Below are 25,995 nucleotides of genomic sequence, written 5' to 3'. Positions count from 1 at the left end.
CCGAACTTCCGAAAGGACTTTTCCGATGGCACGTTTCACCGGTCGCACCGCGATCGTCACCGGCGCCGCCCAGGGGATCGGCGAGGCGTACGCGCGTGCGCTCGCCGCCGAGGGCGCGAACGTGGTGGTCGCCGACATCGACGCCGAACTCGGCGAGCAGGTCGCCAAACAGATCGTCGCCGACGGGGGCGTCGCGAGTTTCACCTCGGTCGATGTCTCCGACCCCGCCTCCGCCGAGGCACTCGCCGCGTCGACCGTCGAGACCTACGGCGGCATCGACCACGTGGTCAACAATGCCGCCATCTACGGCGGCATGAAACTCGATCTGCTGCTGACGGTTCCGTGGGACTACTACAAGAAGTTCATGAGTGTGAACCTCGACGGTGCCCTCAACGTCACCCGCGCGGTGTGGCCGTACATGACGAAGAACGGCGGGTCGATCGTCAACCAGTCGTCGACGGCGGCCTGGCTGTATTCGGGCTTCTACGGGCTCGCGAAGGTCGGGATCAACGGTCTCACACAGCAACTCGCCGTCGAGCTCGGCGGTTCGAACATCCGCATCAACGCGATCGCCCCCGGTCCCATCGACACCGAGGCGACCCGCACCACCACCCCCGCGAACATGGTCGCCGACATGGTGAAGCAGTTGCCGCTCGAGCGCATGGGCACTCCCGACGATCTCGTCGGCATGTGTCTGTTCCTGCTCTCCGATGAGGCGGCCTGGGTCACGGGGCAGATCTTCAACGTCGACGGCGGGCAGGTGATCCGCTCGTGACCGGCTCCACGATCGGCCGGGTCGGTTACATCGGGCTGGGCAACATGGGGGCGCCCATGGCCGAGCGGCTGCTCACCCGGCCCGGGGGCCTCACCGTGCTCGACGTGGTGCCCGAGGCGATGAGCCCGTTCACCGACAAGGGTGCCGCCGCGGCGTCGAGCCCGGCGGAGCTGGCCGCCGGTTGCGACCTCGTGTGCGTGACCGTCCTCGACGACGCCCAGGTCCGCGACGTCGTGACCGGTCCGGACGGACTGCTCGCGACGGCCCGGCCCGGCACGGTCGTCGCGGTCCACTCGACGATCTCCGACACCACCGCCGTCGAGCTCGCCGCGAAGTGTGCCGAGAAGGGAGTCGACTTCGTCGATGCACCCGTCAGTGGTGGCGCCGGCGGGGCGAAGAACGGCACTCTCGCAGTGATGGTCGGCGCGACCGACGACGGTTTCGCGAAAATCGAAGAACCCTTCGGCACCTTCGCGTCGCTGGTCGTGCACGCGGGTCCCGTCGGGGCGGGAACCCGGATGAAGCTCGCCCGCAACCTGCTCCACTTCATCGCGTTCACCGCGGCCACGGAAGCACAGCGACTCGCCGAGGCCGCGGGCATCGACATCACCGAGCTCGGCAAGGTCGTCCGGCACACCGACGCGATCACCGGCGGCGCCGGTTCGATCATGTGGCGCGACACCACATCTCCCCTCGCGGAGGACGACTCCTGGTTCCCGATCTTCTCGCGCGTGCGCGCCCTCGGCGAGAAGGATCTCGCGCTGGCACTGGACCTCGGCGATCGCCTCGGAGTCGACCTGCCGCTCGGAGCCCGGGCGCTGTCCGACCTCGGCCCCGGCCTCGGAGTCGGCACGGGAGAGATCGCACGGACCCGTTCCCGGAAGGAGCACGCATGACCGACGAGACCCGCCGCCGCGGCCTGGAGATGATGTCCAAGGTCTACGGCTGGGAGATGCAGGACGGTCCCGGCGAGCACTTCGCCGTCACCGCCGACCACCTGTTCGCGAACATCTGGACCCGGCCCGGACTGAGCATTCGCGATCGGCGACTGTTGCTGCTCGGGGCACTCACCGCGCAGGGAGCCCCCGACATCGCCGAGATCCAGATCGAGGCGGCGCTGAAGAACGACGAACTCGACGAGCAGCAGCTCCGCGAGATCGCCCTGTTCCTGTGCCACTACGTGGGCTGGCCGCTGGGCTCGAAACTCGACAACGCAGTGGGCAGCGTGCTGCAGCGACGGAAGGCGGCGGCCCGCTCGTGAGCATCCCCGGTGGGTCCGCACCGGAGCCGGACTGTCCGGAACTCGGGTTCTACGGCCTCGCCGGGCACACCGACGACCCGAGGGCGCTGCTCGACGAAATCGCCGTCGCCGAACGCATCGGTCTCGGTTCGGTCTTCCTGTCGGAACGGTTCGACACCAAGGACGCGGCAGTGCTGGCCGGCGCGGCGGCCGCGACGAGCCGCACGCTCGGGATCGGCACCGCGGCGACCAATCCGCACACCCGCCACCTCCTCGTCACGGCGACGATGGCGACCACCCTGCACCGGTTGAGCCGCGGCCGGTACGCCCTCGGGCTCGGTCGCGGCTTCGACGTGCTGTTCGATCTCATGGGGCTGCCTCGCGTGACGTCGGCGCGGCTCGAGGACACTGTCGACCTGCTCCGGACGCTGTGGCGCGGTGACGCCGTCGTCGACCACCACGGCCCGGCCGGCGACTTCCCGTATCTGCGACGCACCGCCGAGGGTGTCGACCGCATCCCGATCCTCATGGTCGCGCTCGGCGAGCGCACACTCGACCTGGCAGGACGCGTGGCCGACGCCGTCGTCCTGCACACCTTCTTCACCGACGACACGCTCGCCCGCGCCGTGAAGACGGTGCGAGACGCCGCCGAGCAGGCCGGCCGCGACCCGCAGTCCGTCCGTATCTGGTCGGTCCTCGCGACCGTCGACGAGTCGATCCCCGAGGACCTCCGGTTGCGGAAGCTCACCGGACGGCTCGCGACCTACCTGCAGGGCTACGGTGACGTGCTCGTCCGCGCGAACGGCTGGGACCCGCAGGTACTGCACCGTTTTCGGGAGGACGCCGAGGTCCGTGCCCATTCCGGACCGATCGACGCGGCACCCACCGAACTGCTCGTGCACATCCGGTCGCTGCTGCCCGACGAGTGGCTCGCCGCGAGCGCGACCGGCAGCGCCGCACAGTGCGCGACCCGCATCGCCGACCAGTTCGACGCCGGTGCCGACAGTGTGATCCTGCACGGCGCCACGCCCTCCGAACTCGTCCCGGTCGTCGCCGCGTGGCGGACGATCCGCGACCCCGCACGTTTCGTATCCCTACCCGCCAACCCCGGCCGGAGCACACCATGACCGATCTGTTCCTGTCGGCGGAGGATCTGACGCCCGAACGACTCTCGGCCGTGCTCGGCGGCACGGTACGCACGGTGGACGTCGAGCGGATCGGCACGGGTCAGATCGCCCTGTGCTACCGGCTCGTCCTGACGGGCGACGACGTGCCGTCCTCACTCGTCGCGAAGCTTCCGTCACCCGATCCCGCGACGCGGAGGATGCTCGCCGGCGCCTATCGTGGGGAGGCACGCTTCTACAGCGACATCGAACCGTCCGTCGCGGTGCGGACCCCCACCTGCTATCACGTCGCCTCCGGCGAGGACGGGGAGTTCACCCTGCTCCTCGAGGACGCCGCCCCGGCACTGCCCGGCGACCAGCTCGCCGGGTGCACCGTCGACGAGGCGCACGACGCCGTCCGCAATCTCGCCGGACTGCACGGTCCCCGCTGGTGCGCACCCGACCTCCACGAATCGGACTGGCTCACCACCACGGACGCCGAGCAGGCACGGATCCTCGCCGAGCTGTACGGCCCGGCCATCGAGACCTTCCTCGACGGTCTCGGTGATCTGATCGGTGCCGACGACCGCGACACGCTGCGGGCCTGCGCCGAGCTCACCGAGGAGTGGGTGCTCGCGCGATCCGACCGGTTCGCGCTGCTGCACGGCGACTACCGGCTCGACAACCTCCTGTTCCCACCCGGTGGCGAGAGCGGTGTCGTCGCGGTGGACTGGCAGACCCTGACGGTGGGACTCCCCGCCCGCGACCTCGCGTACTTCGTCGGAACGAGTCTGGAGCCGACGGTCCGACGCGAGCACGAGCAGGAGTTGGTCTCGACCTATCACCGCGCGTTGCTGTGCCACGGCGTCGAAGGCTACGGCCTGCAGCAGTGCTGGGACGACTACCGATTCGCGATGTTGCAGGGTCCGCTCGTCGCGGTCTTCGGGTGCGCCTACGGCACGAGGACCGACCGCGGCGACCGCATGTTCGCGGTGATGGTCGAGCGGTCGTGCGCCGCGATCCGCGAACTCGACAGTCTCACCGTCGTGTCCGAGAGCATCGGACGGCGCGACCGGTCGGTAGGGTGATCCGGGATACACCGCATCACGCGAGAAGAACGGAGATCCATCCGATGTCCCGCACCACCCTGCCCCGTGAGGCGATCGGACTCGCCGAGGCGACACCAGGTTTCATGCCTCAGGACGAGGGAACCGCACTGCACGAGGCTGCGGTGCAGTATCTCGGTGACGGTGTCGGCGTCGAGATCGGCACCTACTGCGGCCGCTCGACCGTGTATCTCGGAGCTGCGGCCAAGGCGACCGGCGGCACCATCGTCACCGTCGACCACCACCACGGTTCGGAGGAACACCAGCCCGGCTGGGAGTACCACGATCCGTCGCTGGTCGATCCGCACACCGGCCGGCTCGACACCGTCGGCGCGCTGCGGCACACCCTCGCCGACGGCGACCTCGAATCGCACGTCGTCGCGGTGGTCGGCAATTCTCCTGTGGTGGCGTCGTTCTGGCGCACCCCGGCATCGTTCGTGTTCATCGACGGTGGACACAGCAGCGAGGCGGCCCGGGCGGACTACGACGGCTGGGCGAGATGGGTGCGCATCGGCGGCGCCCTGATCATCCACGACGTCTTCCCCGACCCGAAGGACGGCGGGCGGCCTCCGTACGAGATCTACTGTCTCGCACTCGAGAGCGGCGAGTTCGTCGAGAAGTCGGTGACGTCCTCGCTCCGGGTTCTCGAACGCACCGCCGGTACGGTCGGATCCCTGCCCGGCAGCTGAACTACGGGACGAGCACCGGGCAACGTTCGGTGCAGCGGTCGGCGCCCAGCTGGTCGGCGGGTGCCGCCGCATCCCGGAAGATCGCGTTTCCTCCCGTCGTGCGCGAGAGCGCGTCGGCGGCGAGGATCACCGCTGCGCTGGTCCAGGAACTGACCTCCACCGGCCAGCGCTTGCCGTCGGCGTAGACCAGACCGGTCCAGTACGAACCGTCCGGGTCGCGCAGATGCTGCATGGCCGCGAACAATTCGCGGGCACGCCCGGCGTGGCCGAGTGCGTCGAGCGCCAGGACCAGTTCGCACGTCTCGGCTCCGGTGACCCACGGGCGATGGTCGACGCAACGGATCCCGAGCCCGTCGACAACGAAATCCGACCAGCGCTCGCGGATCCGTTCGTGCGCGTCGGTGCCGCGCACCGCTCCGCCGAGGATCGGGTAGTACCAGTCCATCGAGTACTCGGGCTTGGGCGTGAACGCCTCGGGGTGCCGACGCAGAGCGTGGCCGAGACGGATCAGCGCGACCTCCCATTCGGGTTGCGCCTCACCGATCAGGTCGGCGATCCGCAGACCGCACCACAGACTCTGGTGGATGCTCGAACAGCCTGTGAGCAGCGCTTCGTCGAACATCCCGCCGTCGCCTCGCGCCCAGGAGATCTGGCCGCCCGGCAACTGCATGTCGACCACGAGGTCGAGCGCAGCACGCACCGTCGGCCACATGTGCTCGACGAACCCGCGATCGCCCGTCACGAGATGGTGGTGCCATACGCCCACGGCGATGTAGGCGGTGAAATTGCTGTCGGTGTCGTGGTTCTCGACGATGTCGCCGCGGAACTGGATGGGCCACGACCCGTCGGCGCGCTGCGTCCGCCGCGACCACTCGAAGGCGGCGTCCGCCTCCTCACGTAAACCGATGGCGGTCAACGCCATCGCTGATTCGATGTGATCCCACGGGTCGATGTGACCACCGGGGAACCACGGGACGGCGCCCGAGGGCTCCTGCATCCGCGCGATGGCCCGGCCCGTCGCCAGGCTCTGTTCCGGCGACAGCACACCCGGCACCGACGGCACCGTCACGCGCGCGGATTCACCGCGCCGCACCGGCGTTTCCCGGCTTCTCGAGGTAGAACACGACACTCTTCCCGATGACGGGATCGAGGATCTTCTCGGCCGTGCGGGTGATCCACGGGGCCTTCATGAGATCCCAGACCAGCAGCCGGTGGTACGCCTTCGTCAGCGGATTGTCGTCGTTGTCGACGCCGACGGCGCACTTGAGCCACCAGTACGGTGCGTGCAACGCGTGGGCGTGGTCGGTGCCCGAGACCGTGAGACCGGCGGCGGCGAGTTTCGCGGCGAGTTCGTCGGCCTTGTAGATGCGGATGTGCCCGCCCTCCACCTCGTGGTAGGCGTCCGACAGTGCCCAGCAGATCTTCTCCGGCAGCCAGCGCGGCACGGTCACGGCCGCGACACCACCGGGCTTGAGGACCCGGACGAGTTCGGCGATGGCCCGCTCGTCCTCCGGCACGTGCTCGAGCACCTCGGAGATGAGCACGAGATCGAAGGTCGCGTCGTCATAGGGCAGCGCGAGCGCGTCGCCGACCTCGGCCCGGGCCAGCGCACCCTCGGGGACCTCGCCTTCGAGTTCCATCGCGACGAACATGTCGGCGACGGCCTTCATGTCGTCGGCGTTCTGGTCGAAGGCGACGACATCCGCGCCGCGGCGGTACAGCTCGAAGGAGTGGCGCCCCGCGCCGGCCCCGATGTCGAGAGCGCGCATCCCCGGTACGACCCCCAGGCGGTCGAAGTCGACGGTCAGCATCCGTTCTTCCCCTCTCGATGCGCGGCGATCGCCTTGTCGTAGATCGCGGCGGTCTGCGCGGCCACGGCCGCCCAGCTGTAGCGTTCGAGCACACGGTCGCGGCCCTTCGCGCCGAGACGCCGACGCTCGGCCGGGTCGTCGAACAGGCCCGCGAGTCCTGCGGCGAGCTGTTCGGCGTCGCCCGGCGGCACCAGCAGACCGGCGTCCCCGACGACCTCGGGGATGGCCCCGGCGCGGCTCGCGACGAGCGGTGTTCCGCACGACATCGCCTCGACGGCCGGCAACGAGAATCCCTCGTACAGCGACGGCACCGCCGCGATCTCGGCGGAGGCGAGCAGGTCGGCGAGTTCGCTGTCGTCGATGCCGGAGACGGTGCGCACGACGTCGCCGATCGCCAGTTCGTCGATGAGCTTCTCGGTGGCGCCGCCCGGGGCGAGCTTCGAGACGAGGACCAGTTCGATCTCGCGTTCGGTGCGCAGCTTCGCGACCGCCTCGAGCAGGGTGGGAACACCCTTGAGCGGGGCGTCGGCGCTCGCGACGCAGACGATCCGGCCTGGAACGCGTTCGTCCTGCCGGGGCGCGAAGACCTCCGTGTTCACGCCGAGCGGGATCGTGTGGATACGTTCGGATTCGATCCCGAAGGCCGTGCGGATGTCGTCGGCCGAGTTCTCCGACACCGTGAGCAGGGTGGGGATCCGCCGGGCCACATTCTCCTGCATGCGCAGGAATCCGTACCACCGCCGGAGCGTGATCCTGCGGCGGAGGGTGGTCGCGGAGGCGAGATCGAGTTCGCGGTCGCGGGTGATCGGATGGTGGATCGTCGCGACGAGGGGAAGATCCTCGGCGATGCGCAGCAACCCGGACGCGAGCGACTGGTTGTCGTGCACGACGTCGAAGTCGCCGAGGCGGTCGCGCAGCAGGCGTGCGGCGCGCAGACCGAAGGTGCGCGGTTCGGGGAAGCCGGCGGTCCACATGGTGGCGACCTCGAGGACGTCGATCCAGTCGCGGTACTCGCCCGGCTTCGGCGTGCGGAACGGATCGTCGTCGCGGTAGAGATCGAGACTGGGTACCTTCGTGAGCGTCACGCCGGGGTCGAGCTCGGGGTACGGCTGGCCGGAGAACACCTCGACGGTGTGTCCCTGGGCGACGAGTTCGCGACTGAGATGGCGAACGTAGACCCCCTGGCCCCCACAATGCGGCTTGCTCCGGTAGGACAACAGAGCTACGCGCACATTCCACCTCGGGGTTCGCTCGGAGGGCCAGGTCGCTCGGACAGATGTCCACTAGTTGTGTAGGGCACACACTAGAACATGTTTTGTGTCCTCACGATAGCGAGCCGGACCACACCCGGTGCGGATCCACGATACGAGTGGGAACGGCGAGTGGACACAGGCCCGCGAACAGATGACGACGAAGCCCCGGTATCGATGTGATACCGGGGCTTCGCCTGGAGCGACCCTGACGGGACTCGAACCCGCGACCTCCGCCGTGACAGGGCGGCGCGCTAACCAACTGCGCCACAGGGCCATGAGGAACCGAAGTTCCCATAGCTCGACCCACCGTAACCGGTGGGTCGAAGATATGAAATTGATGGTTGTTCGCCGGACAACCGTGGTGGCCAGGGCCGGGATCGAACCGGCGACCTTCCGCTTTTCAGGCGGACGCTCGTACCAACTGAGCTACCTGGCCGGACGGCACCCGAACCGAATGCCGATCGAAACTCTGGAGCGACCCTGACGGGACTCGAACCCGCGACCTCCGCCGTGACAGGGCGGCGCGCTAACCAACTGCGCCACAGGGCCATACATATTCACTTCTCACACCAAGATACTGCACACTTCGACGAGGTCGAAGCGTACCCCCTACGGGATTCGAACCCGCGCTACCGCCTTGAAAGGGCGGCGTCCTAGGCCGCTAGACGAAGGGGGCCCGATCGGATCTCTCCGAACCGCACCCTCAACGGGTTTGGCGTTCCGTTGGGAGCTTGGACAGCTTATGCCACGGCATTCGCGAATCACAAATCAGCAGGTCAAGCCGTCGATTCGTCGTTGTCGGGCCTGCTCGGCCAACCCTTCTCCCGCCATTGCGCGAGCCACTGTTCCGACGCCATCGCCTCGAGCGGCACTTCCACGCAGGCCTCGAAGCGTGCGCGGACGTCGGTCTCCGGTGAGGTGAGGTCGGCGAGATAGCGCTGACCGGCGAGCGACGACGCGATCGCCTCGACGAAACGCTGTAGATCGACGCCGGGCCGGAACAGGCCCTTCTCCTGCGCTTCGCGTGCCAGCTGGTAGCCGGCCCGCCCCCACAGGACGCTGCCGCGCAGCCTGACCTCCTCCGCGAACTCGGGTTCGGTGACCAGACGGAACTCCGCGGCGATGACCACGTCGTCGTGCAGGGCCGCACCGAGATCACCGATGAGGCCGTGCAGCCGCTCGAAGGGGTCGAGACCGGGGACGTCCATCCACCTGTCGACGATGGCGCGGTAGTGCTCGAGCCCTTCGTCGAGTACCGCCCGGGCCAAATCCTCCTTGGACGCGAAGTGGAAGTACATCGCACCCTTGGTGGCATTCGACTGCTCGAGGATGGCGTTGATCGATGCTGCGGCGAAACCTCGCCGCGCGAATTCGGTGGCTGCCGATCGGACGATCGCAGCCCGCGTACGACGCGCACGCTCCTGTTGACGGGGCATGGGGAAATTCAGCCTTCCACGTTCCTGTGTTCCCCCACGAGACAACTCTAGTCTGCCCCCACAACCCCGGTTCCGGGCCGTGTTCCACCGGGTGAAATGTGAGCCCCACCGCCGGGACCCGGGTTTCCACAGAACACACCGAGTGGTACGCTTTGTCCGGCTCGGGTGCGGAGCAGGGGGTGGGCACCCGGGCCTTTTTCCATTCGTCGCGGGCGGCGCCCGCACCGCCGGATGTCCGATATCATCGATCGCGCAGCGTGGCTCACCGTGCGGTGTGGTTACACTGTGCGCCCATGCCCCTATAGCTCAGTTGGTAGAGCTACGGACTTTTAATCCGCAGGTCGTAGGTTCGAGCCCTACTGGGGGCACCGGGCAACGCCGGCGTCGTACGCGACGCCGGCGTTCGTCGTTCCCGGACCTTTCGGGGTCTTCTTCGGAGCCCGGGCCCTACGTCAGAGTCGGTGGGAGCCGGGCGGGACGTCGTCGGTGTGCCGGCCGAGTTCCTTCTCCGCGTCACGGCGCGCTTCGAGCCGTTCCTGCTCGATCCGGCGCTGCTCGAGATCCGTGCGGGCCTGCTTCAGATCCCGTCCGCGCTTGCGATAACGGGTGAGCGCGACGACGAAGACCACCGCGAGCAGCGCTCCGATGATCGCGCCGATCAACGTGGCGCCGCGGAAGCCGGGCGCGTCCACGTCGAGGATGCGCTCCCCCGCGTGCGCACCGTTCCCGGTACCCAGCACGACCGCCAGGGTCATGAGGTTCGGTAGCGCGACCACCAGCGCGAGCACGCCGAAGGCGACCTGCAGCCCGCGGCCGTACTTCCAGTTGCGGACCTGCCAGATCCACGAGAGCAGCGCGATGGGGATCGCCGTGCAGAGGATGCCGAAGAGCAGACCCCACAACACGCCGCGCACGAAGCCGCCCTCGGCGAGGTTCGCGATCCGCTGCGCCCACCAACGAGGAACGAACGCCGCCAGGGTGTAGTAGGCGATGACGAGCACGATCAGGGCCACGACCACGGCGATGGTCTTCTTCGCCCACGGCGGCAAGCCTTTCCGCGAACCCGCTTCGTCGACATTCATGTCCGCCATATCGAACCTTCCTCGCCGATCGGTACGTGCACCTGCGGTGTGCATCTCAGCCTACGGACCACCGCATTCGGATCAGGTCCCTTCGCACTGCGAATTTCACCCGGTGCGGTTGCCCGACTTTGTATACGGTGAGCCGCAGGGGTAATCGAACGTTCATCGTCCGGGGAGGAACATGCGCAGTTTCGTGGACCTGGGCCTGTTCCTGGCCGCTGTCGCACTGGGAATCGGGTCGGTGCTGCCGGTGGTCGGCGGAATACGACCCACCGAGATTCCCCTGTCGGCGTTGCGCGACGGTTTCCCCGACGGCGACCTGGCCGGTGTCGCGGTCCCGGGTCTGCCGCTGTACGAGTCCCTCGCAGTACCACTGGTCGTCGCCGCGGTCCTGCTCCTCGCTGCCGCACTGTTCGACTCGGTGGCCGTCGGCTGGGCCGGGACGCTGATCGGTGTCGCGACGGCCGCGGTGTTCTGGACACGTCTGTTCCAGACCCACGGCGAGTACGTCGAACTCAATCGCAGTACGACCCTGACCAATCAGAACGGGACGGTGCTCCTGCTCAGCGGCACGCTCGTCGCACTGCTGTGCTGCCTGATCGCGCTGCGCCGTTCTTCGACGAGCGCCGCCTCGCTCGACTGACGCCTCCCGCTGCAACGGGCTTCGTCCCGATACCCTCTCGGCACCGGGTGGCCACTTCGGGGCACCCACGAGCCAAGGCAGGAACGATGGCAAGTCTCGACGATCTGATGTCCCGCATTCCCGTCGACCAGGTGGCGCAGCGACTCGGTGTCGACAACGCGACGGCGGAGACGGCCGTCCGCGCAGCGCTCCCCACCCTCGTCGGTGGTCTCGACGCCAACGCCCAGAACCCGACCGGAGCGGCATCTCTGCTCTCCGCGCTGGGCAAGCATTCCGAGTCGAACCTGGCCGAGGGTGAGGTCGATGTCGACGGGATCGACACCGAGGACGGCGACAGGATCGTCTCCAACGTCTTCGGCGACAAGAAGGACCAGGTGATCTCGACCCTCGGTTCCGTGAACGGCGCCGGCGGGAACGATCTGATCGCCAAGGTCCTGCCGATCATCGCCCCCATCGTGCTGTCCTATCTCGCCAAGCAGATCGGTGGCGGTGCGGGAACGAACACCGCGAGCGCTCCGCAGGGCGGAGGTCTCGCCGATCTCCTCGGGGGTCTGCTGAAGAACGCCGGTGGTGGATCGGCCACCTCCGGCGGTGGGATCGGCGACGTCCTCGGCAGCGTGCTCGGCGGCAGTTCGGGTGGTGGACTCGGCGGTCTCCTCGGGGGACTTCTCGGTGGCGGCAAGCGCTGAGACCCTCCGGAACCGCACGTTCCGCTCGTCCGTGTGATACGGCACGAGCGGGACGGTGCTGTCATCGGGCCGCCCGGACCTGTACCGTGATCCGGGCGAATGTGGGGGGGCCACCGGTGCGCCGCGTGCCGCGGCGACGAACGGCCGGGCTCCCCTCCTCCGTAGGCCGGCGGAGTACACGGACACCGATGTGAGGGGTAGAAGAGCATGACGCGAGTCCTGACTCAACTGGAGCTGCTGCGAGAGCTGGAGCCTGTGGCCGAAGCGAACCTCAACCGGCATCTCTCGATGGCGAAGGACTGGCACCCCCACGACTACGTGCCGTGGGACGAGGGCCGGAACTTCGCCGCGATGGGCGGTGTCGACTGGGAACCCGAGCAGTCGAAGCTCGACGAGGTCGCCAAGGCGGCCATGATCACCAACCTCCTCACCGAGGACAACCTGCCCTCCTACCACCGGGAGATCGCCGAGAGCTTCTCGCGCGACGGCGCCTGGGGCACCTGGGTCGGCCGGTGGACCGCGGAGGAGAACCGCCACGGCATCGTCATGCGCGACTACCTGGTCGTCACGCGCGGTGTCGATCCCGTCGCACTCGAGAACGCCCGCATGGAGCACATGACGAACGGCTTCGCGTCCCCCAACTCGACGGGCATGCTCCACTCCGTCGCCTACGTGACCTTCCAGGAGCTCGCGACCCGCGTGTCGCACCGCAACACCGGTCGTGCCTGCGACGACTCGATCGCCGACAAGATGCTCCAGCGCATCGCCGCCGACGAGAACCTGCACATGATCTTCTACCGGAACATCTGCGACGCGGCGATCGACATCGCTCCGGCCCAGACGCTCGCCGCGATCGTCGAGGTGCTCGAGAACTTCCAGATGCCGGGTGCCGGCATGCCGAACTTCCGTCGCAACGGTGTGTTGATGGCCAAGCACGGCATCTACGACCTGCGTCAGCACCTCGACGACGTCGTGATGCCGGTGCTGCGCAAGTGGAGGATCTTCGAGCGCGATCTCGGCAGCGAGGCGCAGCAGGATCTCGACAAGCTCGGCAATTTCCTCGACGAGCTGGGGCGTCAGGCGGGGCGGTTCGAGGAGATGCGCGATCGCTCCCTCGCCCGTGAGGCCGCCAAGCGCGAGAAGGTCGGCGCGGACGCCTGAGTCCCATGTGTACGGACGCCTGAGTCCGGATGCACACCGCCGCCTGAGTCCGCGGAGGTTATCCTGTGCCCGGCGCCGGTTTCGGTGCCGGGCACAGTCGTTTCCGCGGCCCATCCCTGACGGGCACGCTATTTCTTTGTCACACAACGTTTTCCAGAGGTACCATGTCATCCCTCCGTATCGGTCCGCTCGAACTGAACAGCCCGGTCGTGCTGGCGCCGATGGCGGGAGTGACGAACGTCGCATTCCGCACGCTGTGCCGCGAACTCGAACTCGAACGGGCCGGCAGCACGTCGGGCCTGTACGTGTGCGAGATGGTCACCGCCCGCGCCCTCGTCGAGCGGCACGCGGTCACCATGCACATGACCACCTTCGGCCCCACCGAGACACCGCGGTCGCTGCAGCTGTACACCGTCGATCCCGACACCACCTACGCCGCGGCGAAGATGATCGTCGACGAGAACCTCGCCGACCACATCGACATGAACTTCGGATGCCCGGTCCCGAAGGTGACCCGCAAGGGCGGAGGGTCGGCCCTCCCCTACAAGCGCCGGTTGTTCGGGCAGATCGTCGCGGCCGCCGTCCGCGCCACCGAGGGCACCGACATCCCGGTCACGGTCAAGTTCCGCATCGGGATCGACGACGAACACCACACCCACCTCGATGCCGGTCGCATCGCAGCCTCCGAGGGTGCCGCGGCCGTGGCCCTCCACGCCCGGACCGCTGCGCAGCGATATTCGGGAGCGGCCGACTGGGGCGAGATCGCACGGTTGAAGGAGCACGTCACCGATGTGCCCGTGCTCGGCAACGGCGACATCTTCGACGCCTCCGACGCCGAGAAGATGATGGCGCAGACCGGGTGCGACGGCGTCGTCGTCGGTCGCGGCTGCCTCGGACGCCCGTGGCTGTTCGCCGAACTGAGCGCCGCGCTCGGTGGTCGCCCGATCCCCACCCCGCCGAATCTCGGTGAGGTGACGCAGATCATGCGACGGCACGCCGAACTGCTCGCCGACCACCACGGCGAGGACCGCGGTCTGCGCGACATGCGCAAGCACATTGCCTGGTACCTGCGCGGCTTCCCTGCGGGTTCGGAGATCCGCAACGGCCTCGCCCGCGTGTCGACGCTCGCCGAGCTCGACGACCTGCTGGGCAAACTCGACCACGACGTGCCCTTCCCCGCGGATGCCGAAGGCCCGCGGGGACGTCAGGGCTCCCCGAGCAGCGTCGCTCTGCCCGACGGCTGGCTCGACGACCCCGAGGACACCTGCGTGCCCGAGGGCGCCGACATTATGCACTCGGGCGGGTAACCCGTCCCGGCACGTGGTCCCGGAGGACAGGCGGAGCGACCGATGGATGTCGTGCGACACAGCCGCGTCACGGTCACATGCAACAGACGATCAGTATCATTGCGGAGTCCTCGCGACGGTCGCCGGTGAGCGATCACGTGGACGACGACGGATGACGAGGCGGTGCGACCGCGGAAAGAGCAGGTATCGGTGGACGAGGAGCACGAGACAGGATCCCCGGATCCTCGCGCTCCCTGGGAACGGCCGATAGCCGACAGCAGCTACCGCGAATCCCGCTCGTCCCGCCGCAGCCGCTCGGGTGGGGTGCACCGCTCCGACGACACCGATGCCGATTCGCGTCGCCACGAGAGTGCACGCAACCGCCGGGCCGCGGACTCGGACGATCCGGAGCAGCTCACCGTCGCCGAACTGCTCGACAAGGTGGGACGACGATCCGATCCGTCCCCACGGTCGGAACCACCGACGGATCCGCCTCCTGCCGATCCGCCGCACACGTCCACCTCGTCGTTACCTCCCGCCCGTCCTCACGACCCGGAATCCGCTCGGCACGTCGCGCCCGAGGACGATGCCGGTCGCGCGGAGCTCCCGCGCAGGACGCCGCCCCCGACTCCGTCGGGACCGCCCACCCCTCCGGTGCCGCCGGCCTCTTCGGGACCTCCGACCACGGTCGTACCGCCGGTCCGGCCCGGTGCTCCCCGGGTGCCTCCGGGACCGTCCCGTCCCCGGCCGCCGGAGAATCCCGTCCCGCCGCGCACTCAGGCGCCGGATCGGATGGCCGGCCCCCCGTCTGCTCCGCCCTCGATAGCGACTCCTCCGCCTTCGGTACCGGCTCCCCCGCCTTCGGTGCCGTCCGCGCGCCCGGTGCCGCCGGCGGACTCCCGCCCGGTATCTCCCGCGGACCCGCGCTCCGCACCGCCCGCAGAGCCACGTCCACTGGCCGAGCCGCGACCGGCACCTCCCGTCGTGCCGGCTCGGACCGCCGGATCGCAACAGACGCCTCCCCCTCGACAGCAACCGTCGCTCGCGAACGAACAGCCGACCGTCAAGATCGATACGGTGGCCCCCGAGGGCGCTGCGGCGCCCGTCGAGGAGGAGAACGACGGCACGCCCGACGCGAAGGCGCATGGATCCGCTCGGCCCCGCACGGTGGGCAACGCCACGCTCGGCCGGCTCGCGCAGAGCAAACAGCGCAAGCAGAAGCGTCTCCGGTTCGCGACGAGAGCCGTGGTTGCGTTCGTCTCCGTCCTCGCGCTCATCGGGAACGGGGCGGTGTGGGGGTACGTCCGATCCACGGAGGCCGGTTTCTCCCAGATCGCCGCGCTCGACATCGACTCGGAAGACATCGTCGATCCGGTCGGTCAGACCGGCGACGAGACGTATCTGATCATCGGCACCGACACCCGCGCCGGCGCGAGCGGTGAGATCGGCGCCGGAACCGTCGACGACGCCGAGGGCGCCCGTGCCGACACCGTCATCCTCGTCAACATCCCCGCCGACCGCAGCCGCGTGGTCGCGGTGTCGTTCCCGCGCGACCTGGACGTCGAGCGACCGGTCTGTCGCGGCTGGGACAGCGCGACCGGCGAATACGACTCCGAGCTGTATCCGGCGGCCGACGGCGACAAGCTCAACGCGACCTACGCCCTCGGCGGACCGAAATGCCTGGTCAAGGTGATCCAGAAGATGTCCGGGTTGAAGATCGGCCATTTCGTGGGCATCGACTTCGCCGGCTTCGAATCGATGGTCGACGAGATCGGCGGTGTCGAGGTGTGCACCTCCATACCGTTGTACGACAACGAACTCGGTCCCCTGATCGAGACTCCCGGCACCCACACGCTCGACGGCAAACGGGCACTCGACTACGTCCGTGCCCGCAAGATCGACCAGGAAGGCAACAGCGACTACGGCCGGATCAGCCGGCAGCAGAAGTTCCTGTCGTCGCTGCTGCGCTCGACGTTGTCGAACAAGGTGCTGTTCGACCCCGGGAAGCTCAACGGCTTCATCGGCGCCTTCACCCGCGCGACCTTCGTCGAGAACGTCAACGCCGAGTCGCTCGTCAAACTCGGACGTTCGATGCAGAACGTCGAGGCGGGTGCGGTGTCCTTCCTGACCATCCCCACGGCCGGCACCAACGATTGGGGCAACGAGATCCCCCGCACGGACGACATCAAGGCGATCTTCACCGCGATCATCGACGATCTCCCGCTGCCGGGTGAGAAGCGGGAGGAGGACCCGACGGAGGTCGCGGCCGCTCCCCCGGCCGAACCGCTGCCCGCGCAGCTCGCGGTCGATCCGTCGACGGTGTCGGTGCAGGTCTCGAACGCGTCGGGTCTGTCCGGACTGGCGGCCCGCACCGCCGAGGAGGTCGCCGCCTACGGTTTCCCGGTCTACTCGGTGGGCAACTACGCGTCCGGGACGAGCAAGCAGACCGTGATCCGCTTCAGCGAGGGCCAGGAGACCGACGCCGCGACGGTCGCATCGGCCTTCCCCGGTGCGGTGCTGCAGGAGGCTCCGCCCTCGGCTCAGCTGGGTGGCATCGTGGAGATCGTCCTGGGCACCAGCTTCGACGGCACCGTCGTCGCTCCCACCCCGGCGGGCACGCAGCTCGCCCCGATGGAGATCCAGACCCGGTCGGAGTCGTCGGTCGAGCTCCCCGCCGATCTCGCGATCACCAACGCCGCCGACGATCTGTGCACGTAGACACCACTGTTCGGCCGTCGACGTTCACCTGTGGTTCATCCGATGCTCGCCGTTCGGACCGATCGAGGTCGTAGGCTGTGCCATTATGCGCGTCGTCTACAACGAACAGATGGGCGAACTCGGTGATCTCCTCGGGGAGATGGCCGGGCTCGCCGGGACCGCGATGGAGCGGTCCACCAGAGCTCTTCTCGAAGCCGATCTCGCTCTCGCCGAGCAGGTGATCGACGAGCACGAGAAGATCACCGATCTCGGCGCGATCTGCGAGGAGAAGGCGTTCCAGCTGCTCGCCCTTCAAGGTCCGGTCGCCGGCGATCTGCGTGCCGTCGTCAGCGGCATCCAGATCGTGGCCGACATCGACCGCATGGGTGCGCTCGCACTGCACATCGCGAAGGCGACCCGCCGACGCCATCCCAAGCACGTGCTTCCCGACGAGGTGAAGGGTTACTTCGCCGAGATGGGACGGATCGCGGTGGCCCTCGGCGCTGCCACACGCGAGATCCTCGAGACCCGTGATCCTGCCCGGGCCGCCCGCCTCCACCACGAGGACGAGGCGATGGACGACCTGCACCGTCACCTGTTCACCGTGCTCATGGACCGCGAGTGGGACCACGGGGTCGCGGCCGCCGTCGACGTCACCCTGCTCGGCCGCTTCTACGAGCGGTTCGCCGATCACGCCGTCGAGGTGGGCCGCCGCGTCATCTTCCTCGTGACGGGCAAGCTCCCCACCGAGGAGGAGATCCGTCAGCTCGTGGAGAAGGTGGACAGCCTGACCGTCTACCCGGAGAACCACTGAGTCCAGGAAGTACCGGGCTCGGTAAGTACCCGAACGACGAGGCCCCGACCGGACGGATCCGGTCGGGGCCTCGTGTATGTGGTGAAGACTCAGCCGAAACGGCCCGAGATGTAGTCCTCGGTGGCCTTCCGGCTCGGATTCGAGAAGATCTTCTCGGTGTCGTCGATCTCCACCAGACCACCCGGGCGGCCGGTCGCCTCGAGGTTGAAGAACGCCGTCTGGTCGCTCACGCGCGCGGCCTGCTGCATGTTGTGCGTGACGATGACGATGGTGAAGTCCCTCTTCAGCTCACCGATCAGGTCTTCGATGGCCAGCGTCGAGATCGGGTCGAGAGCCGAACACGGCTCGTCCATGAGCAGCACGTCGGGCTGGACCGCGATGGCACGCGCGATGCACAGACGCTGCTGCTGGCCACCGGACAGGCCACCGCCCGGCTTGTCGAGGCGGTCCTTGACCTCGTTCCACAGGTTGGCGCCGCGCAGCGACTTCTCGGCGATCTCGTCGAGGGTCCTGCGGTCGCGCACGCCCTGCAGCTTCAGGCCGGCGACGACGTTGTCGCGGATCGACATCGTGGGGAACGGGTTGGGACGCTGGAAGACCATGCCGATCGTCTTGCGCACACCGACCGGGTCGACGTTCGGATCGTAGATGTCCTCGCCGTCGAGGAGGATGGATCCCTCGACACGGGCGCCGGGCGTCACCTCGTGCATGCGGTTGATCGACCGGAGCACGGTGGACTTGCCGCAACCGGACGGGCCGATGAAGGCGGTGACGTTCCGCGGCGGCACGGACAGCGTCACGTCGGCCACGGCGTGGAACTTGCCGTAGTAGATGTTGACGTCCTTGAGATCCAGACGCTTGGCCATTACCGGCTCCCTACTGGTGTATCGATGTGAGAAGAGGTCTGTGGGTTATTTCTTGCCGACCTGCGAGTACCGGCTGATCAGCTTGGCCGCGATGTTGAGGACCGCGATGACCAGGATCAGGGTGAGCGCGGCGCCCCAGATGCGCTGCGAACCGGCGTCGGTCGGGTTGTTCATCTCGGCGACCATGACACCCGGGAGGGTGCCCTGCTCACCTCCGAACAGGTCGAAATTGATGAAGGGCGCGTAGCCGACGAGGATCAGCAGCGGCGCCGTCTCGCCCATGACGCGGGCCAGTGCGAGCATGATGCCGGTGATGATGCCGGCGAGCGAGGTGGGCAGCACGATGCGCGCGATGGTCTTCCACTTGGGGACACCGAGTGCGTAGGACGCTTCGCGCAGATCCTGCGGGACGATTCGCAGCATCTCCTCGGTGCTGCGGACGACCACCGGCACCATGAGCAGCACGAGCGCGAGCGCCACCGCGAAGCCCGACTTGGGCATCCCGAAGGTCGACACCCACAACGCGTAGATGAACAGCGCCGCAACGATCGACGGGACACCGCTGAGGATGTCCACCATGAACGTGGTGATCCGACCGAGCCGCGACCTGCCGGCGTACTCGACGAGATAGATCGCGACGAAGACACCGAGCGGGATGGAGATGACCGCGCAGACGAGTCCCTGCAGGAGGGTGCCGACGAGGGCGTGGTAGATGCCACCGCCGGTCGACGACGCCGTCAGTCCGCTCAGGGAGTGCGTGAACCAGGTCGGCGAGATCAGGGCGGGCAGGCCCTTGGCGACGACGGTGAACAGCACCCAGGCCAGGGGGATCAGCGCGACGACGACCGACAGGGTGACGAGCACCGTGGCTGCGGTGTCCTTGACGCGGCGACGTCCGCTGACCCGCTGGAAGGCCGGGGGCTTGACCGGCGAGGAGAGCGCGGTGGTCGACGTGGAGGTGGTCGACATGGATCAGTCCTTCTTTCCTGCGACGATCATGCGCGCGGCGGCGTTGACCACGAAGGTGAGCACGAAGAGCACGAGACCGGCGGCGATGTAGGCGCCCGCCTGGATGTCGTTGTTGAACTCGGCGTATCCCAGCGCGATCTTGGACGCGATCGTCGCGCCACCGTCGAACAGCGACCAGGAGAACGCCTGCGAGGTGGTGCGCAGGATGAGGTACAGCGCCATCGTCTCGCCGAGCGCGCGGCCGAGACCGAGCATCGAACCGCTGATGTAGCCGGACTTGCCGAACGGGATGACGGTGGTCCGGACGACCTCCCAGCGGGTCGCGCCGAGGGCGAGCGCACCCTCGATGTGGGCCGTCGGGGTCTGCACGAACACTTCGCGGCTGACCGCGGCGATGGTCGGCAGGATCATCACGGCGAGGACGATGCCGGCGGTGAAGATCGTTCCGCCGCCCACGATGGAGCCGCTGCCGGTGGCGAAGAGCGGGAACCAGGCGAGGTTGGTGTTGAGCCATTCCGCGACGGGGCGCAGGAACGGGGCGAGGACGAGCATGCCCCACAGGCCGTAGACGATCGACGGGACCGCGGCGAGCAGGTCGATGACGTACGCCAGCGGTTTCCGGAGCCGATCGGGCGAGTACGAGGTGAGGAAGATCGCGATGCCCAGCGCGACGGGCATGGCGAGGAACAGCGCGAAGAAGGAGACGAGCACCGTCACCTGGAACAGGTCGAGGACACCGAACGCCATGTCGGTGATGTCCTGCGTGATCCATTCACGGCTGGTGAGGAAGTTGACCTGGTTGCGTTGCAGTGCCGGGACGGCGCGCCAGACGAGGAAGACTGCGATCGCGCCGATGATCACGGAGATCAGGACGGCGGAGCCGGATGCCAGGGAGCCGAAGATTCTGTCTCCCGGCCGCACGACGGTCTTGCGTGCCCGGTCCGGGGATGGGGGTGGGGTGCTGATCGTGTCCTCCGTGATGCCGGTTGCACCGCCCGTTCCTGAGCGGGTCGGTTCGTCGGCCGCGATGGAGACCGACGTGTTGTGCGCGTCACTCATGTGCGCTCGCAATCCTTCTCAGCGTATTCGTCAGGAACGGGCGGGTCGATGATCCCTCGGTCACTCACCCGGCCGAGGGATCGGCGGGTCATCCGGCGGCGATGGCGTCGATCGACTCGGTGAGGCGGGTCTTGAAGGCGTCCGGCAGCGGGACGTAGCCCTGCTCGGACAGGCCTTCCTGACCCTCGTTGGCGGCGGAGATCAGGAACGACTTGACGGCCGCGGCGGTGTCGGCGTCGTAGCCGCCCGAGCACACGATCTCGTAGGTGGCCAGCACCAGCGGGTAGGCACCCTCCTCGGAGCTGCCGAAGATCGACGACAGGTCGAGCGTGAGATCGCCTTCGGAGGCCGGGACGAACTCGGCACCCTCGATGGCCTTACCTGCGGTCTCCTCGGTCAGCTCGACGGGGCCGGAGCCGTTGTCGATCTTCGCGATGCTCAGGTTGTTCTGGTCGGCGAAGGACTTCTCGACGTAGGTGATGGAGTTCGGCGAGCCGGCGACGGCCTGCGCGACACCCGCGGATCCCTTCGCGCCCTCACCGACCCCGCCGGTGAAGTCCGAACCGGCACCCGAGGTCCAGGCGCCGTTCGACGCGGTCTCGAGGTACTGCTGGAAGTTGTCGGTGGTGCCCGACGAGTCCGAACGCACGATCGGGGTGATGTCCGCGTCGGGCAGCGGGGCACCCTCGTTGAGTGCGGCGATGGCCGGGTCGTTCCACTTCGTGATCGAGCCGTTGAAGATCTTCGCGGCCGTCTCGGCGTCCAGCACGAGATCGCCGACACCCTCGACGTTGTAGGCCAGGGCCACCGGGCCGAAAACCAGCGGCAGGTTCCATGCGGGATTGCCGGCGCAACGCTCGGCGGCCTGTGCCGCCTGCTCGTCCTCGATGGCCGAGTCGGAGCCGGCGAAGTCGATCTGGTTCGCGATGAACTGCGTGCGGCCGTCACCGGAGCCGGTGGGGTTGTACGCGACGTTGACGTTCGTGCCCTTCTCGGAGCACACCGCGATGTAGGTGGAGACGAACTGGTCCATCGCGTTCTTCTGGGCCGAGGAGCCCGCACCCGACAGGGTGGACTTGCCGTCGCATGTCGCGGCGGAGGCGGACGCGTCGACGTCGACCGAGCCGGAATTGTCGTCGGTACCGCACGCCGAGAGTGTGAGAGCTGCGGCGGTCACCACGCCGAGCAGGGCGCCGTTGCGCTTGAAGTTCACCTGTTCTCCTCCGAGAAGTACTTCACACGACCGCCGCGCGGACGGCGGCGGCCTCGTGGCGCGGGCGACGCCCGGCGCCGGGTCTGCAGTACTCGACCCGCTAGTGAAGTTAGGAGGAGACGGTGGACGCTCGGACGACCGAAGGTTAACGGCGGATGAACACGCCGGATACACCTGGCGATGGTGTTGCGACCATCACTCGAATCCTGACCGCGATCGACGTGTCGGATGGCAGGGTGCACCCCTCACGCGGTTCGTCCACCCGGCGATCGCAGGTGTTCAGACCCGGGCGTAGGCGACGTCCACGTGGAACCGCTCGAAGCCGAGCTTGCCGTAGGTGTTCAACGCCGCGGTGTTGTCGCCCTCGACGTAGAGCAGGACACCGGGCAGACCCCGATCGCGCAGGTAGTGCAGGCCCGCGAGGGTGAGCAGGCGACCGAGTCCGCGGCCCTGCGCGGAGGGGTCGATACCCACGACGTAGACCTCGCCGAGCTGCGGGTCGGACGCCGTGGCCGGGTGCACCTTGGTCCAGTGGAATCCGAGCAACTTCTCGGGCTCGGCGGGATCGAATGCAAGGAACAGGCCTTCGGGATCGAACCAGGACTCGCGGCGGCGTTCCTCCACGTCGGCGGCCGTCCAACGACCCTGCTCGGGGTGCCACTCGAAGGCCGCGGCGTTGACGCGGAGCAGCTCGGCGTCGTCCTGCGGGCCGCCGTAGGTGCGCAGCAGCACCGAGTCGGGGACCTCGAGGGCGGGAAGATCGTCCTGTTCGAGGGAACGACGCAACTGGAGGAGTTCACGGACACCGGTCAGGCCGAGACGGCGCGCGACCGCCTGCGCGGCGGGCAGGTCGCCGTGCGCCCACACGCGGGTGCCGTCGCCACCTTCGGTGAGTGCACGATCGACGAGTTCGCGACCGAGTCCGTGCCCGCGCCGCGGCGGGTCGACGACGACTTCGGCCATTGCCGGATGACCATCCTGAGCAGGCACGACGTTCGCGTAACCCGCAACCTCACCGTCGTCTCCGAACGCGACGAGATGCCGGGCCGCACCCTCGCGTCCGAGGGAGTGCACCGCCTGTTCGGAGATCGGCGCGGTGCCGTCGGTCTGCGTCGCCCGCGACAACACGGCGCGTACGGCTTCGGCGTGGTCGGCGGACGGGTGGTCGACGAATTCCGTATCGGTGCTCACGGAACGAATTGTGCCCCGGACTCCCCTGCGCCCGGGTCACCCGTGCCGGAATCCTCCGCACGAGGGTCGTCGAGGAGTGCGTCGTCCACATCGTCGTCGTCGACATCGGGAGTGGCATTGCCACCCTTGCCCACGCGGTTGGAGGGACGCACGGCCTTGTAACCGACGTTGCGGACCGTTCCGATGAGTGCTTCGTGCTCGGGGCCGAGCTTCGCGCGCAGGCGTCGGACGTGGACGTCGACGGTGCGGGTACCACCGAAGAAGTCGTAACCCCAGACCTCCTGCAGCAGCTGGGCGCGGGTGAACACCCGGCCGGCGTGCTGGGCGAGGTACTTGAGGAGTTCGAACTCCTTGTAGGTGAGGTCGAGGGGACGTCCGCGCAGGCGGGCGGTGTAGGTGCCCTCGTCGATCGTGAGTTCCCCGAGGGTGATCTTGCCGGTGTTCTCCGGCCCCACCGCGACACCCGAGCGGCCCATGAGCAGGCGCAGGCGCGCGTCGAGCTCGGCCGGTCCGGTGCTGGACAGCAGGATGTCGTCGAGTCCCCATTCGGGGTTGACGGCCACGAGTCCGCCTTCGGTGAGCACGGCGACGACGGGCACTGCCGACCCGGTGCTGCCGAGCAGTCGACACAGTCCTCGCGCGGCCGCGAGATCGGAGCGGGCATCGACGATGGCGATATCCGCCGAACCTGCTTCGAGCAGCGACGATACTTCTGTAGGAGCCGGCCTGACCGAATGCGGGAGCAGCGCCAAGGACGGCAGGACCGCATCCGGATTCGGGTCGGAGGTCAGAAGGAGCAGCTCCACTGGGCCTCCAGTTCTTCGCGCGACCAGCGCGGATAAGGGTCGTAAACGTCGTGCAACAGAGTAACGCCCCGATTGTTACCGCTATGTAAGCACGAGAATTCCGTGGACGGCATCGGAGCGGACGGGCGCGGTCCGACCGACGGCGCGTCCGACACAATGGTGGGCGTGCGCAAACTGATCTTCGGTCTCGTAGTCCTGCTCGGACTCGCGGTCCTCGCCGACTTCGGCGCGGCGGCGTGGTCGGAATACCGCGTCTCGCGTGCGTTGCGGGAGGGTGGCGTTCTCGAGTCCGATCCGGCGGTGACCATCCACGGCTTCCCCTTCCTCCTGCAGGCCCGCGACGGTCACTACGAGAACGTCGAGATCGTGGCCGACAACGTCCACACCGATCTGCTCGGGGACATCACGGTCGAGGCCAATCTGATCGGTGCGCACGCCGAGGCCGGTGAGCTGCTCGACGGGTCGATCCGGTCGGTCCCCGTCGACCTGCTGTACGGCCGCGTCATGCTCGACGCCACCGAGCTCGGACAGCTCTACGGCATCCCCGACCTGCAGGTTTCCGCTCCCCCGGCGAGCAAGTCCGACGGCACGGGAGGGTCCGGCGGCTCCGGGCCGACGACCGCCGGCGGGGTCGTCCTCACGGGAACGGTGCCCGTCGGGCCGGTGGAGGCGACGGTCAGCGTGCAGGCCGATCTGGTGCTCGACGGCGACCGCGTCCACATCGTCGCGTCGGATCTCTACTTCGGCCCCGAGGGACGCGCCGACTTCTCGGTTCCCGACGTCCTGAAGCCGGCGGTACTCGGACTGTTCACGACGACGATCGAGCCGCAGAATCTACCCTTCGGCGTCCGCCCCACCTTCGTCGAGGCGCGGGGTTCGCGGATAGTCATCGAGGGCGAGGCCCGTGACGCCGTCATCGATCTCCAGGAAGTGCAGACGCCCGCATGATCGCAGTGATCGTCCTCATGGTCGTGATAGTCGCCACACTGGCGGTGGGAACGGCCCTGCGCACCCGTTCCGGCAAGCTCCGCACCACCGGCGACGACGCCTCGGTGGGCACCCACGAACTCAATCCCGCACTGGCCACGGCGGGTGTCGGCGACGGCATACCGGTGGTCCTGCATTTCTCCGCGCCGTGGTGCGGACCGTGCGCGGCCGTGCGACGCGTCGTCGTGCAGGTTCTCGACCGCGATCCTGGTCGGGCACGCGAGGTCGAGCTGGATCTCGACGAAAATCCCGTCCTGGCACGGAAACTCGGAGTGCTGTCGCTGCCCACCACCTTCGTCTTCGACGGCGAGGGGCGCGAACGGTTCCGCGCGTCCGGCGTTCCGTCCGCCGACGATCTGCGCACAGCCCTGTCGTCGTTGTGATCCCGGGGGTCCACCCCCGAGGTGACGTGCGTTAAACTCCCTCGCGTGCAGAACCGCCACGAGCTGATGCTCACCCGACGCCGCGCAGTCGATCTGTGCCGCCTCGGTGGCTGTTGTTGTCCCTGCTGAACGTATCGACGGGTTCGTCCCGACCCCTGCGGCATCGATGCCGCCGAACCGATGCGTCGCCCCGCGGTCGTTTGAACACCCTCCGCCCAGCGAATCAGAATCCAGCAGGAGATTCCCCATGTCCGTATCCACTCCCCGCACGTCCGGTCGGCAGGTCGACGTCCGTGGCCCGCGTTTCGCGGCGTGGATCACCACCGGCGTCCTCGTCCTCGCCCTGGTCGTCGCCACCTTCTCTCCCGTCGCAGCGGCCGTGATCCTGGCCCTGCAGACGATCGTGTTCGCTCTCGGAGCGGCACTCGGCCCGCGACGCAGCCCGTACGGTGCGCTGTTCGCGAGGTTCGTCGCTCCCCGCCTCGGTGCTCCGATCGAGACCGAGCCGGTGGAGCCGCTGCGGTTCGCGCAGCTCGTCGGATTCGTCTTCGCCCTCGTCGGAACGGTCGCGTTCTTCGCCGGCGCGATCGTCGTGGGCTCGGTGGCCGCAGGCTTCGCGCTGTTCGCGGCGCTGCTCAACGCCGCCTTCGGCGTGTGTCTCGGCTGCCGGATCTACCCGCTGGTCGCTCGAATGCGTCGCGTGCCCGCCTGACCGGCGGTCACCGAACTCGACATC

The 25,995-nt window shown here is 68.1% G+C and carries 27 protein-coding genes and 5 tRNA genes; 17 read left to right on the top strand and 15 right to left on the bottom strand.

Translation table 11 applies throughout. From position 1 onward, the window contains the following. The first annotated feature begins 25 nt into the window (after window positions 1-25). The 6 genes from CKW34_RS04090 to CKW34_RS04065 are packed head-to-tail and all read left to right on the top strand — an operon-like array spanning window position 26 to window position 4,913. On the top strand, window positions 26-775 hold the full coding sequence (locus CKW34_RS04090; RefSeq protein WP_059384235.1) for an SDR family oxidoreductase: 750 nt from the start codon (window positions 26-28) through the stop codon (window positions 773-775). Further along, window positions 772-1,671 carry an NAD(P)-dependent oxidoreductase gene (locus CKW34_RS04085; protein WP_059384236.1) on the top strand — a complete coding sequence of 300 codons (900 nt, stop codon included), beginning with the start codon at window positions 772-774 and terminating at the stop codon, window positions 1,669-1,671. Before CKW34_RS04090 ends, CKW34_RS04085 begins: the two co-directional genes overlap by 4 nt. Next, a complete protein-coding gene (locus CKW34_RS04080) occupies window positions 1,668-2,036 on the top strand; it encodes a carboxymuconolactone decarboxylase family protein (RefSeq protein ID WP_059384237.1) in 369 nt (122 codons plus the stop codon). The genes CKW34_RS04085 and CKW34_RS04080 overlap by 4 nt, the downstream gene beginning before the upstream one ends. Then, on the top strand, window positions 2,033-3,142 hold the full coding sequence (locus CKW34_RS04075) for a TIGR03857 family LLM class F420-dependent oxidoreductase (protein WP_059384238.1): 1,110 nt from the start codon (window positions 2,033-2,035) through the stop codon (window positions 3,140-3,142). Before CKW34_RS04080 ends, CKW34_RS04075 begins: the two co-directional genes overlap by 4 nt. Beyond that, window positions 3,139-4,206: a phosphotransferase family protein gene (locus tag CKW34_RS04070; RefSeq protein ID WP_059384239.1), complete on the top strand. Its 1,068-nt coding sequence runs from the start codon at window positions 3,139-3,141 to the stop codon at window positions 4,204-4,206. Before CKW34_RS04075 ends, CKW34_RS04070 begins: the two co-directional genes overlap by 4 nt. A gap of 44 nt (window positions 4,207-4,250) precedes the next feature. Beyond that, window positions 4,251-4,913 (top strand): class I SAM-dependent methyltransferase, encoded by a 663-nt coding sequence (locus CKW34_RS04065; RefSeq protein ID WP_059384240.1) that lies wholly within the window; start codon window positions 4,251-4,253, stop codon window positions 4,911-4,913. 1 nt (window position 4,914) lies between these two features. On the opposite strand, the gene CKW34_RS04060 is transcribed toward CKW34_RS04065, so the two are convergent. The 8 genes from CKW34_RS04060 to CKW34_RS04025 form a co-directional block, all read right to left on the bottom strand. Further along, on the bottom strand, window positions 4,915-6,006 hold the full coding sequence (locus CKW34_RS04060; protein ID WP_059384241.1) for a glucosidase family protein: 1,092 nt from the start codon (window positions 6,004-6,006) through the stop codon (window positions 4,915-4,917). Further along, entirely contained in the window at window positions 5,993-6,724 is a 732-nt protein-coding gene (locus CKW34_RS04055) for a class I SAM-dependent methyltransferase (RefSeq protein ID WP_059384242.1), read from the bottom strand. The genes CKW34_RS04060 and CKW34_RS04055 overlap by 14 nt, the downstream gene beginning before the upstream one ends. Then, a complete protein-coding gene (locus CKW34_RS04050) occupies window positions 6,718-7,956 on the bottom strand; it encodes a glycosyltransferase family 4 protein (protein ID WP_059384243.1) in 1,239 nt (412 codons plus the stop codon). The genes CKW34_RS04055 and CKW34_RS04050 overlap by 7 nt, the downstream gene beginning before the upstream one ends. Window positions 7,957-8,177: 221 nt before the next feature. Further along, a tRNA-Asp gene (locus CKW34_RS04045) sits at window positions 8,178-8,251 on the bottom strand. An 85-nt stretch (window positions 8,252-8,336) separates the two neighbouring features. Further along, a tRNA-Phe gene (locus CKW34_RS04040) sits at window positions 8,337-8,413 on the bottom strand. Between the two features lie 39 nt (window positions 8,414-8,452). After that, window positions 8,453-8,526: transfer RNA gene (locus tag CKW34_RS04035), tRNA-Asp, on the bottom strand. Between the two features lie 54 nt (window positions 8,527-8,580). Continuing rightward, a tRNA-Glu gene (locus tag CKW34_RS04030) sits at window positions 8,581-8,653 on the bottom strand. 100 nt (window positions 8,654-8,753) lie between these two features. Continuing rightward, window positions 8,754-9,413: a TetR/AcrR family transcriptional regulator gene (locus tag CKW34_RS04025; RefSeq protein ID WP_059384244.1), complete on the bottom strand. Its 660-nt coding sequence runs from the start codon at window positions 9,411-9,413 to the stop codon at window positions 8,754-8,756. 295 nt (window positions 9,414-9,708) lie between these two features. Here CKW34_RS04025 and CKW34_RS04020 point away from each other — a divergent pair. After that, a tRNA-Lys gene (locus CKW34_RS04020) sits at window positions 9,709-9,781 on the top strand. A gap of 84 nt (window positions 9,782-9,865) precedes the next feature. Here CKW34_RS04020 and CKW34_RS04015 read toward each other — a convergent pair. After that, window positions 9,866-10,504: a hypothetical protein gene (locus CKW34_RS04015; protein ID WP_059384245.1), complete on the bottom strand. Its 639-nt coding sequence runs from the start codon at window positions 10,502-10,504 to the stop codon at window positions 9,866-9,868. 172 nt (window positions 10,505-10,676) lie between these two features. Between CKW34_RS04015 and CKW34_RS04010 the strand changes: the two genes are divergently transcribed. From CKW34_RS04010 to phoU, 6 genes are all read left to right on the top strand, one after another. Then, the gene (locus CKW34_RS04010; RefSeq protein ID WP_016695567.1) at window positions 10,677-11,138 is read left to right on the top strand and encodes a hypothetical protein; all 462 of its coding nucleotides are present in this window, start codon (window positions 10,677-10,679) and stop codon (window positions 11,136-11,138) included. Window positions 11,139-11,224: 86 nt separating this feature from the next. Next, window positions 11,225-11,827 carry a DUF937 domain-containing protein gene (locus CKW34_RS04005; protein WP_059384246.1) on the top strand — a complete coding sequence of 201 codons (603 nt, stop codon included), beginning with the start codon at window positions 11,225-11,227 and terminating at the stop codon, window positions 11,825-11,827. Window positions 11,828-12,034: 207 nt separating this feature from the next. Continuing rightward, complete coding sequence (locus CKW34_RS04000) at window positions 12,035-12,988, top strand: acyl-ACP desaturase (RefSeq protein ID WP_059384247.1); 954 nt, start codon at window positions 12,035-12,037, stop codon at window positions 12,986-12,988. Between the two features lie 164 nt (window positions 12,989-13,152). Then, window positions 13,153-14,295: a tRNA dihydrouridine synthase DusB gene (gene dusB, locus CKW34_RS03995; RefSeq protein ID WP_059384248.1), complete on the top strand. Its 1,143-nt coding sequence runs from the start codon at window positions 13,153-13,155 to the stop codon at window positions 14,293-14,295. A gap of 771 nt (window positions 14,296-15,066) precedes the next feature. Further along, on the top strand, window positions 15,067-16,992 hold the full coding sequence (locus CKW34_RS03985) for an LCP family protein (RefSeq protein WP_231921792.1): 1,926 nt from the start codon (window positions 15,067-15,069) through the stop codon (window positions 16,990-16,992). 85 nt (window positions 16,993-17,077) lie between these two features. After that, on the top strand, window positions 17,078-17,785 hold the full coding sequence (gene phoU, locus CKW34_RS03980; protein WP_059384251.1) for a phosphate signaling complex protein PhoU: 708 nt from the start codon (window positions 17,078-17,080) through the stop codon (window positions 17,783-17,785). Between the two features lie 89 nt (window positions 17,786-17,874). Here the strand turns inward: phoU and pstB are convergent, their stop codons facing one another. The 6 genes from pstB to CKW34_RS03950 form a co-directional block, all read right to left on the bottom strand. Then, window positions 17,875-18,651: a phosphate ABC transporter ATP-binding protein PstB gene (gene pstB / locus CKW34_RS03975; protein WP_059384252.1), complete on the bottom strand. Its 777-nt coding sequence runs from the start codon at window positions 18,649-18,651 to the stop codon at window positions 17,875-17,877. A gap of 45 nt (window positions 18,652-18,696) precedes the next feature. Next, on the bottom strand, window positions 18,697-19,620 hold the full coding sequence (gene pstA, locus CKW34_RS03970; RefSeq protein WP_059384253.1) for a phosphate ABC transporter permease PstA: 924 nt from the start codon (window positions 19,618-19,620) through the stop codon (window positions 18,697-18,699). Between the two features lie 3 nt (window positions 19,621-19,623). Next, complete coding sequence (gene pstC, locus CKW34_RS03965; protein WP_059384254.1) at window positions 19,624-20,679, bottom strand: phosphate ABC transporter permease subunit PstC; 1,056 nt, start codon at window positions 20,677-20,679, stop codon at window positions 19,624-19,626. Window positions 20,680-20,767: 88 nt separating this feature from the next. Then, window positions 20,768-21,892, bottom strand: a complete 1,125-nt coding sequence (gene pstS / locus CKW34_RS03960; protein WP_059384255.1) for a phosphate ABC transporter substrate-binding protein PstS — start codon at window positions 21,890-21,892, stop codon at window positions 20,768-20,770. Between the two features lie 279 nt (window positions 21,893-22,171). Beyond that, entirely contained in the window at window positions 22,172-23,083 is a 912-nt protein-coding gene (gene mshD, locus CKW34_RS03955) for a mycothiol synthase (protein WP_059384256.1), read from the bottom strand. Further along, window positions 23,080-23,889 carry a winged helix-turn-helix transcriptional regulator gene (locus tag CKW34_RS03950; protein ID WP_059384257.1) on the bottom strand — a complete coding sequence of 270 codons (810 nt, stop codon included), beginning with the start codon at window positions 23,887-23,889 and terminating at the stop codon, window positions 23,080-23,082. Before CKW34_RS03950 ends, mshD begins: the two co-directional genes overlap by 4 nt. Window positions 23,890-24,054: 165 nt before the next feature. Between CKW34_RS03950 and CKW34_RS03945 the strand changes: the two genes are divergently transcribed. The 4 genes from CKW34_RS03945 (at window position 24,055) to CKW34_RS03935 (ending at window position 25,971) form a co-directional block, all read left to right on the top strand. After that, window positions 24,055-24,837 (top strand): LmeA family phospholipid-binding protein, encoded by a 783-nt coding sequence (locus tag CKW34_RS03945; protein WP_080968406.1) that lies wholly within the window; start codon window positions 24,055-24,057, stop codon window positions 24,835-24,837. Beyond that, on the top strand, window positions 24,834-25,259 hold the full coding sequence (locus tag CKW34_RS03940; RefSeq protein ID WP_059384258.1) for a thioredoxin family protein: 426 nt from the start codon (window positions 24,834-24,836) through the stop codon (window positions 25,257-25,259). Before CKW34_RS03945 ends, CKW34_RS03940 begins: the two co-directional genes overlap by 4 nt. A 66-nt stretch (window positions 25,260-25,325) precedes the next feature. Further along, window positions 25,326-25,388: a putative leader peptide gene (locus CKW34_RS24885; RefSeq protein WP_350247722.1), complete on the top strand. Its 63-nt coding sequence runs from the start codon at window positions 25,326-25,328 to the stop codon at window positions 25,386-25,388. A gap of 118 nt (window positions 25,389-25,506) precedes the next feature. Beyond that, a complete protein-coding gene (locus CKW34_RS03935) occupies window positions 25,507-25,971 on the top strand; it encodes a DUF4395 domain-containing protein (protein WP_059384259.1) in 465 nt (154 codons plus the stop codon). Window positions 25,972-25,995 lie beyond the last annotated feature (24 nt).

Origin of the sequence: Rhodococcus rhodochrous, assembly GCF_900187265.1 — a bacterium.
GTDB lineage: Bacteria > Actinomycetota > Actinomycetes > Mycobacteriales > Mycobacteriaceae > Rhodococcus > Rhodococcus rhodochrous.
This window is presented reverse-complemented; position numbering and strand designations above follow the sequence as displayed.